Genomic DNA, 17,719 nt, shown 5'->3' with positions numbered 1-17,719 from the left:
TGTCCCGGCCCGCTGGTGGGTCAGGGCAGGGTGTCCAGGAACGGCCGGTGGCTGTTCTGGAACTCCCACCCGTAGTAGCGGTCCCAGTTGATCGACCACGTCATCAGCCCGCGCAGGGCCGGTGACGCCCCGCCGCGCAGCGCGTAGCCCCCGCAGCCCTGGTTTCGGGTCAGGCAGGTCAGCGCCTGCTGCACGGCGGCGGGCGCGGTGTGGCCGTTGCCCGCGCTGACCGCGGCGGGCACCCCGAACGCGATCTGGTCCTCGCGCAGGCCGGGGAACACCTGACCGGTGTTGGCGACGGGGAACCCGGCCTTGAGCATGTCGGTCATGGCGACGTGGAAGTCCGCGCCGCCCATCGTGTGGTACTGGCCGTCCAGGCCCATCACCGGACCGGAGTTGTAGTCCTGGACGTGCAGCACGGTCAGCGCGTCCCGCAGCGCGTGGATCACCGGCAGGTAGGAACCGGTCCGGTTGTCCCCGGCGCCGGTGCCGCCGTAGAACTGGTGGCCCACCTGGACGAAGAAGGTCTCCGGTGCCATCGACAGCACGAAACCCGCGCCGTAGCGGGACTTCAGCGACCGCAGCGCGGCGATGAGGTTCACCACCACCGGGGTCGTCGGGTTGCGGAAGTCGGTGTCACCCTGGTCGAGGTAGAGGGAGTGGCCCTCGAAGTCGACGTCGAGGCCGTTGAGGCCGTACCGGTCGACGATGGCCGACACCGACGCCACGAACCTGTCCCGCGCCGCGGCCGTGGTCAGCTGCACCTGGCCGTTCTGGCCGCCGATCGACAGCAGCACCTTCTTGCCCTGCGCCTGCTTGGCGCGGACCGCGGCGGTGAACTCCGCCTCCGACTCGACGTTCGGGCACTCGGCCACCGGGCAGAGCGCGAACCGGATGTCGCCGCTGGTCACCGACGTCGGCTCGCCGAAGGCGAGGTTGATGACGTCCCACGCGGCCGGGACGTCGGCCATCCGCACGTAGCCGGAGCCGTTGGCGAAGCTCGTGTGCAGGTAGCCGATCAGCGCGTGCCTGGGCAGGTCGGCCTGCTGGCACCCCGCCGTCGTGGCCGACACCTCGGCGCTGCGGCCCGACTCACCCGCCGCGTTGTACGCCGCGACCGCGTAGGTGTGCGTCGTGCACGCGCCCAGCCCGGAGATCGTCGTCGAGGTGCCGGACGTCGTGGCGCGCAGGGCCGTGCCCTCGTACACGCGGTAGCCGGTCGCGCCGGAGGCGGCGGGCCAGCTCAGCGCGATCGACGACGCCGTGGCGGTCGCCGTCGGACCACCCGGTGTCGCGGGCGTGCCCGGCGTGCCGCCACCCGGGCCGTCGAGCACCACGTCGTCGGCGTAGTAGGTGCCCGCGCCGTACCAGCCGTGCAGGTACAGCTCGGCCGAGGTCTGGCCCGGGCCGCTGGTGAACGTCAGCGACAGCTGCTGGTAGGCCGAGGGCGCGGCCCACGTCGAGGGCCCACCGGTCACCCCCAGGTACACCGGGTTGCCGCGCACCCACGCCGACACCGTGTACGTGGTGCTCGGCCGCACGGCCACGGTCTGCGCGCACTTGCCGTAGTCCGCGGCGGCGAGCGCGCGGGTGCCCGAGTGGACCGGGGTCGAGACCACCGACCCGCCCGCGCAGGACCAGCCGTCGAGGGTGCCGGACTCGAAGCCCGCGTTGGTCAGCAGGTTCGCGGCCGACGCGGGCACCACCCCCGTGAGCGGCAGCAGGACGGCGGCCAGCGCCGCGATCGCCCGCCTCACGGCAGCGTGTCCAGGTGCGGGGCGACCGTGCGCGCGAAGCTGTTGCCGTTCGTGACGTCCCAGTTGATCGACCAGGTCATCGCACCCCGGATCCCGGGGTAGGTGCGCGGCGGCCGGAACGAGCCGCAGTTGGTGGCGCGCGCGAGGCAGTCCAGCGCGTTGTTGACCACCGACGGCGCCACCACGCCGCCGCCCGCCGCGCCCTGGCCCGCGGGCAGGCCGATGGCGACCTGGTCCGGGCGCAGGCCGTTCTCCAGCTGGATGCAGGCCAGCGCGGTGATGAAGTTGACCGAGCCCTGGCCGTAGGCGGCCGACTGGTCGCAGCCCAGCATCGAGCCGGAGTTGTAGAACTGCGTGTGCACCACCGTCAGGATGTCCTTGATGCCCAGCGCCAGGGCGAAGTACGAGCTGCCGGTGGACTGCATGTCGATCGTCTGCGGCGCCATCGTGATGATCAGGCCGGAGCCGACCTGGCCGCGCAGGGTGCGCAGCGCCTGGGCCATGTAGGTGGGGTTCAGCCCGTTCTCCAGGTCGATGTCCACCCCGTCGAAGCCGTACCGGGTCATGATCGACCGGACGCTGCTCGCGAAGTTCGCCGCCGAGGTCGCGTCACCGACCGCCACCCGGCCCGCCTCGCCGCCCACGGACAGGATCACCTTCTTGCCGCGCGACTTCAGCGCCGCGACGTCGGCGGTGAACTGGGCGTCGGTGTAGCCGCCGAGCGCCGCGGACAGCTCCGGGTCGACCCCGAAGGTGACCGCGCCCGGCGTGCTGGACGCCTCGGCGAACGCGACCGCGACCACGTCGTACTCATCGGGCACCGCCGACAGCCGCAGCTCGGTCGCCGGGTTGACGAAGTTGTGCCAGTAGCCGGTGAGGATGTGGCTCGGCAGGTCGGCCTGCTGGCAGCCGGTCGTGGTGCCGGTGACCGCGGTGGCGCGGGTCTCGCCCGCGCTGTTGTAGGCGGCGACGGCGTAGGTGCGCGACGAGCACGCGGGGATGCCGGTGAACGAGGCGCTGGTGCCGGTCGTGGTGGAGCGCAGGGTGCTGCCCTCGTAGACCCGGTAGCCGCTGACCGTGCCCTGGGCGGGGTCCCAGGCCAGGCTGATGCTCGAACCGGTCGAGGTGACGCGCACGTTGGCCGGTGCCCCGGGCGCGCCGGGCTGCGTGCTGGTGCCCGAGCAGTCGAGGCCGTTGACGCGGCAGTTCAGCGGGGCGCCCGAACCGTTGCCCAGGAACCCGAAGGTGACCGCCGCGCCGGGGGCGAGCGAGCCGTTGTACTCGCGGTTGACGAACGTGTGGTGGTTCCCCGAGGACGTGAGCAGGGCGTCCCAGTAGGACCCGAGCGTGGTGCCGCTCGGCAGGTCGAACTCGACCCGCCAGCCGGTGATCGCCGCGGTACCGGTGTTCTTGACGGTGAACCGCCCCTCCCAGCCGCCTCCCCAGTCGGAGGACTTGCTGAAGGCGGCGGTCTCGCCGGCGGCGGCCGCGGGGGTGGTGGGCAGGAGCGCGCAGGCCGCGGCGAGGCCGAGCGCGGTGAGGGCAGAGGACAGGCGTCGTCGCATGACAACCTCCAGGACGCGCGGCGTGCAGGGGGGGCCGCGGCGTGCTTATTTGTCTAGACCAATGCGCCCTCGTTGTCCAGGGGGTGACGCACCGTGACGTCCGAGGCGCGTCGACCAGCGGCGAGTGGCCGCTGTGGGGGAGTGGTTGTACCTGGAGTGACCGCGCGGGGTGTCTTGCCCGACGAGAGGTTCCGATCTAGGCGAGCAGGTGCACCACGGGTGGAACGGCGGCGAGGACCAGGATCGCCGCGGCGTTCGCACGCCGGTACTGCACGAGCAGCGCGGCGAACTCGCGCAGGAAGGCGCTCGGGACGAAGTAGCTCGCGGTGCGCGCGCCGACCACCGCCACGCGCAGCCCCAGCCTGCGGGCGAGCACCGCGGTGCGGAAGACGTGGTAGTCGTTGGTGACCGCCAGGACCGGGCCGGTGTGTCCATCGCTGGTCAGCAGGTCCATGCTCTCGCGCAGGTTCTGCTCGGTGGTCGTCGCCCGCTCTTCGAGCACGATCCGGCTCCCGGGCACCCCCTCGGCCCGCAGGTAGGTGCTCATCGCCTCGGCCTCGGAGACGTCCTCGTCGGCTCCCCGACCGCCGGAGACGACGATGAGCGGGTCCGACCCGGTGCGCTCCCGCCACTGGACCGCGCGGTCGAGCCTGCTGGCCAGCAGCGGGGGAACCCGCCCACCGGTCAACCCGGCGCCGAGCACGATGACCGCCGCGGGCTGGGTGCGCGCGCTGAGCCCGCTGTAGACCGCGCAGTAGCCGAGCAGGGCGACGAACAGGAACGCGAGGTAGCCGACCACCAGCACCACCGAGGTGACGGCGGTGGTGAGCCAGTCGGGCACGTCCGACAGGAAGACGACGGCCGCGCCCACCACGACGCCCAGCACCCCGACGCCCGCGAGCAGCGAGAGCGCGTTGGCCGCGCTGACCCGCTCCCGGCGCAGCATCACCACGCCGTTCGCGATCAGGGCCCAGGGCAGCACGAGCAGCACCAGCGCGACCACGCCGAGGCCCGCCGCGACGAACCACCGCGTCCCCGGCAGCACGGCGACCAACCACGCCACGACGAGCACCGCGGTGACACCGGACCACACCGCGTTGCCGAACCGGCGCGGCTCCCGGCGCACGCGCCGGACCGTCACCGCCAGGGACCCCGCGGCCGCGAGGAAGAGCGCTCCCAGAAGCATGGTCCTCCGCACCCGGTGCCGAACGGTCGCCCGCATCATCCCCTGGGAGCAGGTCCCGGGCCCGGTGGGGTGCCCGGCTCCGCGCGCTCGACGAGCGCGCGCAGGGTGCGCCGCAGCTGCGCGGCCGCGTCCGGGTCGATCGCCGCGAGGAACCGCCCCTCGGCTCCGGCGTGCTCGACCCGGGCGCGGGCGAAGGTCTCGTGCCCCTGCTCGGTGAGTTCGACGATGTTGCGCCTGCGGTCGGCGGGGTCGGGCCGCCGGGCGACGATCCCCTTGCGCTCCAGGGCGTCGAGCAGCGCCACCATCGTCGTGCGGTCCACGCCCAACCGCTGCGCCACCTGCAACTGCGAGGTCGGTTCACCGCCCGCCAGCACCCGCAGCGCCCCGAAGTCCTTGCCGTCGATCCCCAGCGGTGCCAGCGCGGCGTCCGTCAACGCCGCGAGCCGCTGGTTCGCGTGCTTCAACAGGTAGCCCAGCACGTCGTGCGGGTCGGCGGCGGCTGCGGGGGTGGACACGGTCGCCATTCTATGCATAAGCTGATTGTCAGTACCACTGACGATCAGAACAACGACAGGAGTTCTCGTGATCCTCGTGACCGGCGGAGCGGGTTTCATCGGGTCGCACACCGTGCGGGCCCTCACCGCGGCGGGCCAGGAGTGCGTCCTGCTCCAGCGCCGCGCCCCCGAAGTCCCCGCGCACCTCGCCGACCTGCCCGTGCACGTCGTCCAGGCCGATGTGTCGGACCTCGACGCCCTGCTCGCGGCGGGCGAGCGCTACCCGATCACCGGCATCGTCCACCTCGCGGTCGCCCTCCCGTGGCCGGTCGTCGAGGGCGACCCGGTCGACGCGTCCGAGCGCGCCCTCGACGGCTTCCTCAACATGGCCAGGGCCGCGCGCGCCTGGGGTGTGCGCCGGGTGGTCACCGGCAGCACCATCGGCGTCTACGGGGGCGAGGGCCCGGGCGCGCTCACCGAGGACAGGCCGCTCCCGCTGGGCCGCGGCCACGTCATCCCGACCTTCAAGAAGGTGTTCGAGTTGCTGTCGGGGTACCTGTCCCAGGCTGCCGACGTGCAGTTCGTCAACGCCCGCATCTCCGGCACCTGGGGCCCCGGCGGCCACCTGCCCGACCCGTTCTTCGCCGCCCCGTCCCTGGCCCACGCGGCGGCGCGGCGCACGGCCCCCGACCTGTCCGGGCTGGTCACCCCGCCGCACGCGGAGGACGCGCTGGACCTGCTCTACGTCAAGGACACCGGCCGCGCGCTGGCCCTGCTCCAGCTCGCGGACACCCTCCACCACGACACGTACAACGTCGCCTCCGGCCACGCCACCAGCAACGCCGACGTCATCACCGCGATCCAGGCGGGCGAACCCGATTTCCAGGCGGAGCTGCCGTCCGCCCCCGGCCGCCCGACCAGCTGGCTCGACATCACCCGCCTGCGCGCCGACACCGGCTTCACCCCCGAGTACGACGCCAAGGCCGCGGCCGCGGACTACATCGCCTGGCTCAGGGCGGGCAACGACCGCTGACGGTCGGCGGCGCGGGCCCCCGATCGCCGCCGGAATCAGTGTCATCACCGGAAATCACAATCAACCATCTACTATCAAGATAACCAGGTTGCTTCGATCTCCGACAGTGCACGTCGAGCAGGCAGGTCACCCACCACACCCGCCAGGATCGACGACCAGCCTGCTGTGCCGGATCGGTTGTCGGGCGGTGCCGGTCACGCCCGCCCGGCCCAGGTCACCGCGATCCACAGGTCCTCCAGCTCCGCCACCTCCTCCAGGTAGGCCGTGAACCGCCCGACCGGGGTGGCCAGCGGCGCGGTGTTGACCGGGCGGGTGGTGAGCAGCCCGCCGAGGGCCGGGTCCCGCTGGAGCACGTCCTGCTTGGTCGGGCCGCCCAGCGCCTCGGTGTCGTAGACGGTCAGCGCCGGGCCGGGTGCCTGGGCCAGCAGGCGCACCTCGCGCAGGGCGGTGAGCCTGCCGGTGGTCCAGAACGGGTAGTGCTCGTCCCGCAGGTCCAGGCGCAGGCGGTGGCGCTTGCCGGTGGCGGGGGTGGCGCGCAGCGCGGCCCACTCGGCGGGGAACTCGTGCTTGACCGAGAACAGCCGGGTGGTGCCCGCGGCGGCGGAGTCGATGGCGGCGACGAGGTTGGCCGTGGCCGCCGCGCGCAGGGCGGCGCCGCCGTCGCGGGCGGTGTAGCGCAGGTGGAGCACGACGTCGCTGATGGTGTCGTAGTCGAACTGGCGCGGTTCGCCCCGGCTGGGGTCGGCGGGCAGTTGCAGCTGCCACTCACCGATGGCGCCCGCGTGCTCGAAGGGGGCGTAGCGGTCCTGGCCGGGCTGGGTGTCGAACACCCCGGCGTCGACGCGACCGGTGCTGGTGACCACCGACTCCACCCCGCCGAAGGAGTCGCTGAACCGGTCGTCGTCGGCGCCGTCGCGGGCGTAGCCGCCGCGCGGGGCCGGGTCGGTGCGCACGCTGCTGCGCACCAGGGTCAGGGTGAGGTTCACCGGGGTGTGGGGGCCCGCCACGCACGGCACGCTGACCGACACCCCGCGCAGCCTGCGGAAGTAGTGCCCGGGGCCGTCGAGGTCGAACAGCTCCTCGGGCAGGCGCACCGAGCAGCGGCCGGTGCGGCGCAGCCGCAGCACCGCCACCGGGTCGACCGCGAGCAGGCTGACGTGCTTGGTCAGCTCGTGCTCGCGGCGGTTGTTCTCGTGGTAGGCCAGCTCCATCCGCTTGAGGTCCAACAGCAGCCGCTCGGCGGCCAGCAGCCCCTCGCGGCCTTCGAGGTAGCCGTGGTCGAGCACGGTGAGCCCGGGGTCGCCCAGCTCGTGCTGCAGGGCGCGCTCGGCCTTGCGGGCCAGGTCGAAGGCGAACTGGAAGCCGCGGGTGTGCAGGCCGCGCACCTCGCGCTGCAACCAGGTGTAGAGGTCCTGGCCCGCCTTCTTGCGGGCGGTCGGCGTCAGCGCCTGGGTCCAGTCCTTGTCGCGCTCGCCGGAGAGGAAGAACTCCACCTCCTGCGCCTGCTTGATCGTGGTGCGGTGGTTGGCCAGCTCGGTGGCGGCCACGGCCTCGCGCAGCTCGGCGGCGCGCAGCTGCTTGTGGATGGCGCTGACCTCGGCGGCGGCGTCGTTGCCCGCGAAGGTCCAGTCCCGCTCTCGGTTGGCGTAGCCGCCGATGCGGTCGGCGCGGGTGGCCTCGTAGCTGACCCGGTCGGCGACCGCGCGCACCTCCTCTGCGCCGAGGCTGGCCTGCTCGGCCAGCTGCGGGCCGCCGAAGCTGAAGTCCCCGCCCAGGCCCCAGAAGTGGAACTTCACCCCGAACTCGGGGATGACGATCATGCCCTTGCCGATGAGGTTGAGCAGCTGGGCGACGTCGTGCATGCCCTGGGCGGTCTCCAGCCCGTCGAGCGCGGCGGCCTCGTGCCGGTTGACCAGCTGCCCGCCGGTGACGTCGGCCGCCCCCGCCAAGCCGAAGGTGACCTCCCCGACGGTGCCCGCGCCCGCGGCGGCGAGGTCGACCGCGACCGGCCGGGGCAGCAGGTCGGGCTCGGTGGAGGTGAAGGTCATCGCGTCGAACCCGGCCTGGTCGAAGGCGGGCCAGGCGGGCGGGGTGATCTCGTCGTCCTTGCGGCCGAGCAGCCGCTCGTGGTGGACGTAGGCGGCCATGGCCTTGTCCAGCGACTTGGCGACCGCCTCCCGGTTGCGCACCGCCTCCTGGTGCTGGCCGTAGCGGACGTGCTCGGCCTGGCTGACCACGATCCGCTCGTGGCGGGCGCGCAGCAGCGCCAGCGCCTCGCCGTCCTCCTTCTCCAGCGCCGAGAGCAGGTTGGCGCCCAGCGCCTTGACCTCCTGGGCGACCTCGGCGGCCTTGGCGACCAGGTAGCCGAAGCGCACCAGCGACAGCGGCTGGTTGACCCCGGACACCACCGCGCCGACGTCCAGGCCCGCGGCGGCGGCGCGGGCCAGCAGCGCCGGGTCGATGGGCGGGTCGAACAGGGCCAGCTGCCGGAACGCCCCGCGCAGGTCCAGGCTGTTGCGGATCTTGAAGAGCCGGTCGGCCACGGTGTCCCAGTAGGACAGCAGCTTGTCGTTGCGCGGGACGCAGAAGTACAGCGTGCGGCCCAGGCCGCGCAGGGTGGCGACCCGGCCGTCCGGGGCGGGCGCGCCCGCGGTGGGGGTGGGCATGAGGTCGAAGGGGATGTCGGCCTCCAGCTCGCGCAGGGAGTTGCCGAAGGCGTCGAGGTCGCCGCGCAGGCCGGCGTAGCTCTGCGGCCGCACCGACCCGCGCCGGGGCACCTCCTGCGGGCGCGGGCCGAGGATGTTCGCGGCCAGCACGTAGAGCATGAGCGCCTCGTCGATGGCCTCACCGGTGTCCTGGGCGAACAGCGAGTCGCCCCAGGCGATGAGGTTGTCCAGGTAGGCCATGACGGTGGCGAACATGTAGGCCTGCTGCCGGTGGCGGGCCACGACGTGCGGCCGGAACGGGGTGTCGCGCCAGGCCTCCAGCGCGGTGAGGGTCTGCGCGCGCAGGTCGGGGTCCAGCCCGGTGGACAGGTTGACCATGATGTCGCTGATCCGCCGGACGTCGGCCTCCTGGAACGGGCGCACGCCCCAGAACCGGGCCGGGGCGGGCTGCTCGCCGGTGGCGGTGGGGTCGAAGCACACGTGGAACCACTGCTGGGCCTGGGCGTACCAGCCGCTGCGGCTGAGGTGGACCGCGATGGTGTGCGGCACGTGGTAGAACAGCTCCCAGTTGTACACCGAGTACGCGCCGTCGACGGCGAAGTCGAGGTCGGCCACCGGCAGCGGGGTCCGCACCAGCGGCGAGGGGTCGTAGTCGGCCGGGGAGGTCAGGTCGGCGTGCAGCGCCGGGCGCGGCCGGGCGGCCAGCAGCGACACGGTGGTGCCCGCGGGCGTGGTGAGCCGGGTCCCGGTGCGCACCAGGACCACCGTGGCGGCGGGCAGGGTGGCGACCACGCCGTCGGGCAGCAGGACCCCGACCGGGCCCGGCAGCGTCACCGGGGTGTCCTGCGTCAGCTCGCCGGTGGCGGTCGCGGGCAGGGCGAAGGCGGGGGAGCCCGGCGCCCTGCCGGGGAACCCGTCCCGCAGTCTGAGCCGCGCGCCCGCGGTGAGCGCCGCCGTCGCGCCCGTCGCCAGCGGTGCCGGGTACCCGGCGGCCAACTGCACGGTCGCCCCGGCGGTGGCCGCGGTCGTGGTGGCGGTGAGCAGCACGGTCACGCCCGCGGCGAGGTCGAGGCGGGTCCCGGTGGCGGCGGCGACCTCGGTGCTGAACGGCAGCACGGCGCCGCCGGGGGCGTGGTCGGTGTCGGCGTCCTGCAGGGCGCGGACACCGCCGGTGATCAACCGCTGGGTCAGCTCGCCCGCGTAGGGGTGGAAGTGCGGGCGCACCCGGTAGGACAGGTCGCGCTCCTGCACGACGAAGTGCTTGGTCTCCTTGGTCTCCCGGTAGCCGACGCGGGGCAGGAACTCGCGGTAGGCGTGGGTGTGGAAGCCGATCTCGTCGCTGCTCATGCCGTGCCTCCCGGTTCCGCGGCCCCCAGTGCCGTGTGCGCGAGCTTGAGCCCGGCGGTGAGCCCGCTCGCGCCGACGACGGAGATGCCGTCGGTGACCGCGGCCAGCCCCTCGGGCCGCAGTGCGGCGGCAGAGCCCGCCACCAGCACCTGCTCGGCGGTGACGCCGCTGCCCGCGACGGGGACGACCAGCGCGGCGGTGGACCGGGCGGTGGCCGCGGCGGTCGCGGTGATGCCGGTGCGCCCGACCGGGCCGATCACCTCCCCGCCGAACAGCACGCCGGTGCGCGCGTTGACCAGCCAGTCCTGCCCGGAGCCCAGGCCCAGCAAGGAGTCCTGGTCGATCGGCGGCGGCCAGGCGGCCCAGTCCGGGTCCAGCGACAGCCCGGGTTTGGGGATGACCGGGGTGAGCACCACCGTCTTCCACCAGTCGGGCTCCTCCAGCTGGTCCACCGGGGCCGGGGTCCGGGTGACCCACTCCTGCCAGTCGTCGACGGTGCGCTCGTCGAGGCTGGGCTCCAGGAAGAAGGTGGCCCGGTCGTCCTGGTAGAAGACCGGCTTGACCAGCGAGGCGATCTCGGGGTCGCCGAGGGTGATGTCGTTGTCGCACAGCACGAGCTGGTGGTCCCGGCCCTGGCGCAGCACGGCCGGGGTCGCGGTGACCACGGTGGACTTCCCGCTGTCGTCGGTGCTGATGCGCTGCTGGAACCGCACGGTCAGCGGGCCGCTGCCGACCCGCCTGGTCGCCCGCACCGCGCCCGCGCTGTAGGGGTTCGCCGGGGGAGCGGCGTACGGGCGCACCTGCGGCGCGCTGTTGCGCCCGGCGAGGTGGAACGACTGGTTGACCGCGCCACCGAGGTGGATCGACACGCCGGTCTCGGCGCCGTCGGCGTAGGACACGGCCACGTGCACCGGCACCGTCGCGGGGTCGAAGGTGGGGTGCACGGAGACGGCGATGCCGTCGTCGAAGGCGGCCGAGGTGTGCGTGCTCCACTGCCCGTGCGCCAGCTCGCTCCAGTGCAGCTGCACCACGACGACCTTGTCCGGCATGGTGGACCGGGCGCTGCCGCTGAGGTGGTCCATGGTCATGTTCGCCAGCTCGGTGGTGTCCCGCGCGATCGTGACCTCGGAGTAGGGCGAGGCCACGGCCTTGACGGCGCCCAGGGCGGGTGGCGGGGGCGGGGGCGGCGGGTCCGGGGTGGGCATCCGGTCGACGAAGGTGACCCAGAACAGGTGCAGCCGGTCGCGCCACACCACCGGCGCCAGGTGCTCCCCGGTCACCTCGGCGGAGATCGGCTCCCAGGCCGACCAGGTGCGGTGGCGGTAGGTGCGGTGGTGGTACTTGCCGGACTGGCCGAAGCCGCGGGCGATGACGTGCAGGGTGTTGTCGGCCGGGTCGGGCGCGGCGTCGAGGTGCGTGGCGACCACGTCGAGCCGGGCGATCTCCTCCAGGCTGCGCAGGTAGCCCAGGAAGGCGTCCTCGGCGGCGTCGGCGGAGACGTCGGCTTGCAGCAGCGCGGACTCCAGCTCCCGGAACGGCGGGGTCTTGTCGTCGCGGAACTCCGGCTCCAGCCAGTTCTCCGGGTACAGGAAGATCTTGCGGTTGGCCTCCCACACCCGGTAGCGCTTCACCGCCTCCCACTTGTCGGCCTCGAACACCGACGGGTGCACCCGCGGCTCCAGGTTGAGCAGGCAGCGCTGGACGAACAGCTGCACCGAGGAGATGGCCAGCCGCACCCGGGAGGTGCGCACCACCGGTTCGGCGCCGGGGTCGACGAGGAAGTGCTCGTAGAGCTGCTCGGTGCTGGTGAACCCGCCGGTGTGGCGCACGTGGGCGACCAGCGCGTCGCGGCGGCGCTGCCGCAGCGGGTCGACCACCGCGCGCGAGGCCGACAGCCACGTCTCGGTGTCGTAGCGGGACTTCACCGCCGCGGTGAGGTCGGCGGCCAGCGCGGCCCGTTCGGCCGGGGTGGCGGTGGGGTCGATGATCCGGGTCCACGACCGGGCGGCGGCCACCGGCACCCCCAGCCGTTCGACGACCCGCAACAGCTCCCACACCCGGCGCACGGACCGCTCGTCGGTCAGCGGGGCGGCGGGCAGGGCCGCGACCGCGTCTGTCACGACCTCGGTGGGGCGTCGGGTGAGGGCGGCCAGCGCGGCGTGGGCGTCGGCGGGGGTGGCGGCGGCGAAGACGTCCACGAGCCCGTCACCGCCGCCCGCGACCTCCTGGCGCAGCCGCGTGTAGTCCAGGGCGCGCGCGATCCCGGTGAACAGCTCGGTGGCCAGGGCGGTGTTGTCGGGGTGGGCGCGCACGGGCAGCCGGGACAGGTCGAGGCTGAACTCGGCGCGGTGGGTGAGCAGGTGGCGCACTTCGCGCCGGGACAGCGCCAACCCGGTGGTGACCGCGAGCGCCTTGTCCAGCAGCAGCAGGGCGTCCGCGGCGCGGTCGAGCGCGGCGGCGGGCCGGGGCGCCAGCCGGTCGAGCCCGCCGCGGGGCAGCGACTCGCCCTGCACCTGCACGTGTCCGCCGCCGATGACCTCGGCGGTGAACCGGTGCGCGGTGGCGGCCTCCAGCTCCAGGTAGGCGCTGTGCTCCTGGCCCGCGGCCGTCGCGGTGGTCGCCAGCAGCACCGGGTCCGCCCGGTCGGGGAAGGTGAGCCGGACCGAGGCGCCCGCGGTGTCGAGCGTGGCGGTGAACCGGTACGGGCCGGGCGCGGGCACCTCCAGGTACCCGTCGAACCGCACGTCGACCGCGCCCGAGGTGTCGACGTCGGGCAGGTCCGGGCCGGGCAGCCACGGGTCCTCCGACGTGGCCCGGTGGGTGGTGCTGAACCCGAGGTCCCCCACGGCGGAGAGGTCGCCCAGCAGCGCGCCGGGGGTCGAGATCAGGCGCTCGTCGGTCAGCAGGTCGGTCACCAGCGCGGGGTCCGCCGTGGTCCGCCCGGTGACGGTCTGCACGACCAAGGCCCGCACCAGCCTGCGGCGCAGCACGGGCAGGAACGCCTCGGCCACGCGGTGGCGCCGGGCACCGAGGTCGGTGTCCGGGATGACCGGGGCGAACAGGGTGGCGAAGTCGGCGTCGTCGAGGAACCCGGCTTCGTCGTCGAGCCGCAGCCGCTGCTTGCGCAGGGTGGCGTCGAAGAAGGCGCGGGCTTCGGCGCGCGCGGCGTCCAGCAGCGCGGGCAGCGCCGGTCCGGGGTGGGCGGCGACGAGGGCGGCCCGCTGCTCGTCGGTCAGCACACCTCGCACGGTGGCGCGCTGCTGCTGGCGGGTCTGGTCGTAGTGCAGGTCGGTCACCGCTGTTCCCGCGAAGGCGACCGGGTCCAGCTGGTCGGCGGGGGTAGCGGGGACCGAGACGGTGGTGCCCGAGGTGCCTTCCAGCAGGCCCAGGAACCGGTCGACGACCGAGGGCGCGAACGCCAAGCCCAGTTCGGCGCCGAGTCGGGCGGTGGTGATCGGGGTGGTCGCGTCGGGCAGGGGGTGGTCGGCGTGGACCGCGCGGATGCCGTCAGAGATGGTGCGCAACGTGGCCAGGGTCGCGGCGCGGTCGGTGTGGTCGGCGGGGTGGTCGGCGGTCTCGTGGCGCAGCAGGTAGTCCAGGTCCGCGACGGTGAGCCCGCTGGAGCTCAGGGCGCGGGCCAGCTCCACCAGGCGCAGGGTCTCGGCGGGCGGCGGGTCCTCCGCCAGCGGCCCCGGGCCCAGGGGGCGGAACGGGTCGGTGCCGGAGAGCCGGATGAGCGCCAGCAGGTCGCGCACCGGCATCCCCAGCGCCTTGGCCAGCAGGGTGTGGCGGCGCAGGTCGGACACCACGGCGAGGGAGATGTCCGGTGCGGCGTCGGGGTGGGTGCGGCGCAGGACCCGGTCGAGGTCGTCGGCGGTCGCGCCGAGGGCCGATTGCAGCGCGGGTCGGTGCGCGGCGACCGGGCGCTCCGCCGCGGGCAGGTCCCGCAGGTAGCGGCCCAGCGGGTCGTCGAAGGCCGGGTCGGCGCGCAGCACCGACCGGGTGAGGAACAGGCGGGCGTAGGGGGAGGACCGCCCGGTGGTGGCCAGGTCGTCCCACAGGACCAGCAGGTCGGTGCGGGGCACGCCGAGCAGGCCGTGCAGCCGGTCGAGGTGGGCCAGCAGCACCAGCACCCCGCGGAGCGGTCGCTGGGCCAGGTGCGCGGCGTCGAACGGGGTGTCCGCCGGGGTGAACGCGACCAGCGCCCGGTCCAGCTCGTCGGTGGTCCACCCCAGGGTGCGCCGCAGCCGCACGAACAGCGTCAGGCGCAGGTAGACGACCGGGTCGGCGGGGCGTCCGTCGGCGTAGCGCACGGTGGCGGTCTCGAAGCTGTCGTCGCTGTCGGTGTCGGCGAGCACCAGCACGTCGTCGAAGGTGCCGTCCGCCAACGCCGTGGTCAGCCAGGCGCGGGCGTCGAACCCGGGGTGGGCGGCGGTGATCGCGGCCAGCCGGGTCTCCAGGTCGGCCACGGCGGCCAGCCGCTCGCGCTGGGCCGCGCTGAGGGCCAGGTAGCGGTCCCGCTGCGCCGGGGTGAGCGCGCCGGGGTCGACGCCGACCAGGTCCCGGTTCGCGGTGTAGAAGGGCAGGTCGGCGCGGTAGGCCAGGACGTCGGTGGGCGTGGCGCCGAGGGCGCGCAGCAGGACCAGGGTGGGCAGCTCGGGGTTGATCCAGCCGCAGCGCACCAGGTCGAGCAGGTCGCGGTAGGTGACCCCGAGGCGGCGGGCCAAGCAGGCCGCCGACCGCAGGTCGACCCGCTCGCCGGTGTCCGCGGCGGTGGCCGGGGTGAGCGCCTGCGCGGCGGAGGTGTGGCCGAAGAGGGTGAACCAGGTGTCCAGCGGCTCGGGGTCGGTCAGCACGGCCACCTCGGTGGGGCTCAGGCCCAGTTCCTCGGCCAGCACCGCCGAACCGTCGTAGTCGGCGCCCGCGTCGACCAGCGCCGCCGTGGGCCGCAGGACGTCGAGCACCGTCCACAGCGGAGTCCCCGTGGAGCCGCAGAACGCGCGGGCGGTCGCCAACCACAGGTCGAACGGCAGCCCGACGGGGTAGCGCGCGGCGTCGAGGGCGGTGTAGGCCTCGGCCAGCACGTGCTGCGGCTCGGCCAGCAGCTCCTCGGTGGTGGCCGAGCCGGTGTCGCGCACCGCGTCCGCCGCGAGCGCCCCGTGCGCGACGTGGTACTCCAGCACCTCGGTGACCAGGTCGATGTGCGGCAGCTCGGTCTCGGTGTTCTCACAGGTCAGCAGCAGGTGCGGCAGGTCGGGGCGGCGGGCGGTGAGCACGTCGTAGGGGTGCGGGCCGGGGTAGTCGACCCCGTTGTGGCGCTCGCGCCACGTCGCCAGGAAGTTGCGCCACAGCGGCGCTTCCACGTCGACGAACCGCAGCAGGTCCACCAGGTACGCCCCGGGGCTGAGCACCGAGCGGCAGTGCTCGCACTCGCCGTGGTCCTGCGACCCGAACAGCGACCGCAGGGTGGGGAACTGCTTGACCAGGTCGTCGCGGGCGGCCTGGTGGACCTCGGTGGCCGCGGCGACCACCGGCACCGCGGCCGTGGCGTCGAGGGTGCGGGCGGCGGTGAACAGCGTGTAGGTGACGCTGCTGACCTGCTGGGCCTTGCGGTAGACCAGGTGCGCCTGCCCGTCGGGGAAGAACGCGCCGAAGCGGGAGATGAAGTCGGCCTCGCTGAGGGCCACGATGTCGAAGGCGGAGGTCAGGCCGTGTTCGAGCAGCACGGGCAGTGCCTCGTCGCTGGGGGTCAGCTGGTAGACCCGGTGCAGGGTGCGCAGCCCCTCCTTGGCCGCCTCCGGCGCGGACAGCCCGGCCGCGGCGGCGGGGTGTTCGGTCAGGAAGGCCTGCACCGAGCTGCGGCCGAGCCGGAACCCGAGGCCGGAGGCGCGGCCGAGCAGGGTGGCGACCTCCGCGCGCGCCGGGCCGAGCCGGAAGCGGGTGCCGTCGTCGCGGGTCACCCGGTCGGCCAGCACCTGCGTGGGGTAGCCGACCCGCACCTTGCGGGCCAGGTCCGCGGCGTAGGCCTCCGCCCGCGCGGTGGCGTCGGCGCCGGTGTAGGCGGTCGGCACCAGCGCGGCCAGCCGCTGCGGGTCGCCGCCGCTGAGCGCGCGCAGCTCGGCCAACCACGGCTGCGGCTCGTAGAACTGCTTGCCGACCAGGGCGTCGGGCTCCGCCGCGCCGAGCAGCTGCTGGAGCCTGCCGGTCAGCTGGGCGCTGTTGGCGGTGAGGAAGGCCAGCTTGCCCTGCCTGCGCAGGAGCCGCACCTGGTCGGGCCCGACCCCGGCGCGGGCCACCGCGTCCCACAGGCCCTCGGCGTCGCCGCGGTGGTCGAGGAACGCGGTGGCGAACGCGGCCTTGGCTGAGGCGTCCAGCGGGGCCGTGGCCAGCATGTCGCCGTAGGTGGAGCGGGAGCCGGGGGCGCGCAGCGCCAGCCCGGTCGCCCTGGCGTAGGCGGTGAAGGTGCCGGTGGCGGAGGTGATGGCGGCGTCGGTGAGCCCGATGACCCCGGCGTCGCGGGCCGTGGTGAGCGCGGCGCGCACCGCGGGTGCGCTGACCCTGGCCAGCTGCAGCGGGTCGGCGGGCAGGCCCGCCCGCAGCATCCCGTACAGCGCCTCGTGCGGCAGGGCCGTGGTGCGGGCCAGGGAGGCGGCGTTGGCGGCCAGTGCCAGCAGCCGCGCGTCCCACCCGGTCGCCCGGGTGAGCAGCGTCAGGTCCTGGCGGCCGTCGTCCTCGCGGGCCCCGGCCAGCGCGGCCAGGTCACCGACGTGCGGGGCCAGGCCCGCCGCCAGCCGCCGGTGCTCCGGGGCGGGCGGCTGCACCCGCGTGGGTGCCACCACGACCAGTGGCGCGGCGCCTCGTCCGTGCATCGGGCGGGTCAGCACCACCTGCGCCCCACCCGGCTCCACCGCCCGCAGCTCCAACCCCCCGACCCCGGGCGGCACGTCCAGGCTGTAGCGCCCCGACTCGCCCGTGCGCCCTGAGCCGACCTGGGTCGCCTTCCCGCCGAACCCGATCCGGTACAGCCGCAGCTCCACCCCCTCCGCGGGCGCCCCGTGCGCCAGCACGACGTTCCCCCGCACCCGGTCCCGGGGCGCGTCGACGGCGTAGGGCACGACGAGGTCGACCACGACCAGCCCGGCGGACCGGCGCCGCACCTCGGAGGTGACCAGCACCGCGCCCCGGGCGTCCACGACGGACACCAGCAGCGCGGCGGCCGGGTCGCACCGGGCGGTGTAGCGCCCGTCGACCCCGGTGGTGTCCTGCCCCAGCCGCACCGCCGCGCCCTCGGCCGCCACCACCGCCACGGTCAGCCCGCCGATCCCCGTCCCGTCGTCGCGGGTGACCTGCCCGGCCACGACCAGCGGCTCAGCGGGCTCCCCGGTGAGCAGCCCGTGGCGGCGCAGCAGCTCGTTGAGCAGCTCGGCGGTCCGCTCGTCGACCCGCCCGGACACCTCGACCCCGTACTGCGACTGCGCGATGCCGACGACCTTGTCCGTGGTGTACCCGTACTCCCCGCGCTCGGACTCGACCTCCCGCAGGTAGGCGAGCCGGTCGTCGGGACCGATGTCGAACTCACCCGCGGTCAGCAGCGCCCGCAGGGCGTCCTGCAGCGCGACGACGACAGCGCGCGGGCTCTCCACGGTGACGGGTGGGGTGATCGGCTGCATG

At 74.4% G+C, this 17,719-nt stretch carries 7 protein-coding genes; 1 reads left to right on the top strand and 6 read right to left on the bottom strand.

Annotated elements, in window-relative coordinates:
* Positions 1–20 precede the first annotated feature (20 nt).
* The 4 genes from BJP25_RS11365 to BJP25_RS11345 all read right to left on the bottom strand — a co-directional run bounded on the left by BJP25_RS11365 (position 21) and on the right by BJP25_RS11345 (position 5,023).
* The gene (locus BJP25_RS11365) at positions 21–1,757 is read right to left on the bottom strand and encodes a chitinase (protein ID WP_075974757.1); all 1,737 of its coding nucleotides are present in this window, start codon (positions 1,755–1,757) and stop codon (positions 21–23) included.
* Positions 1,754–3,322, bottom strand: a complete 1,569-nt coding sequence (locus tag BJP25_RS33255; protein ID WP_143218991.1) for a chitinase — start codon at positions 3,320–3,322, stop codon at positions 1,754–1,756. Before BJP25_RS33255 ends, BJP25_RS11365 begins: the two co-directional genes overlap by 4 nt.
* Before the next feature lie 196 nt (positions 3,323–3,518).
* Complete coding sequence (locus BJP25_RS11350) at positions 3,519–4,508, bottom strand: YdcF family protein (protein ID WP_075974756.1); 990 nt, start codon at positions 4,506–4,508, stop codon at positions 3,519–3,521.
* A 35-nt stretch (positions 4,509–4,543) separates the two neighbouring features.
* On the bottom strand, positions 4,544–5,023 hold the full coding sequence (locus BJP25_RS11345) for a MarR family winged helix-turn-helix transcriptional regulator (protein WP_233158005.1): 480 nt from the start codon (positions 5,021–5,023) through the stop codon (positions 4,544–4,546).
* A gap of 67 nt (positions 5,024–5,090) precedes the next feature.
* Between BJP25_RS11345 and BJP25_RS11340 the strand changes: the two genes are divergently transcribed.
* Positions 5,091–6,035 carry an NAD-dependent epimerase/dehydratase family protein gene (locus BJP25_RS11340; protein WP_075974754.1) on the top strand — a complete coding sequence of 315 codons (945 nt, stop codon included), beginning with the start codon at positions 5,091–5,093 and terminating at the stop codon, positions 6,033–6,035.
* Positions 6,036–6,229: 194 nt separating this feature from the next.
* Here the strand turns inward: BJP25_RS11340 and BJP25_RS11335 are convergent, their stop codons facing one another.
* Positions 6,230–10,048 carry a Tc toxin subunit A-related protein gene (locus BJP25_RS11335; protein ID WP_075974753.1) on the bottom strand — a complete coding sequence of 1,273 codons (3,819 nt, stop codon included), beginning with the start codon at positions 10,046–10,048 and terminating at the stop codon, positions 6,230–6,232.
* Positions 10,045–17,718 carry a neuraminidase-like domain-containing protein gene (locus BJP25_RS11330; RefSeq protein WP_075974752.1) on the bottom strand — a complete coding sequence of 2,558 codons (7,674 nt, stop codon included), beginning with the start codon at positions 17,716–17,718 and terminating at the stop codon, positions 10,045–10,047. Before BJP25_RS11330 ends, BJP25_RS11335 begins: the two co-directional genes overlap by 4 nt.
* Between the last annotated feature and the right edge of the window lies 1 nt (position 17,719).

The organism is Actinokineospora bangkokensis (assembly GCF_001940455.1).
GTDB lineage: Bacteria > Actinomycetota > Actinomycetes > Mycobacteriales > Pseudonocardiaceae > Actinokineospora > Actinokineospora bangkokensis.
This window is presented reverse-complemented; position numbering and strand designations above follow the sequence as displayed.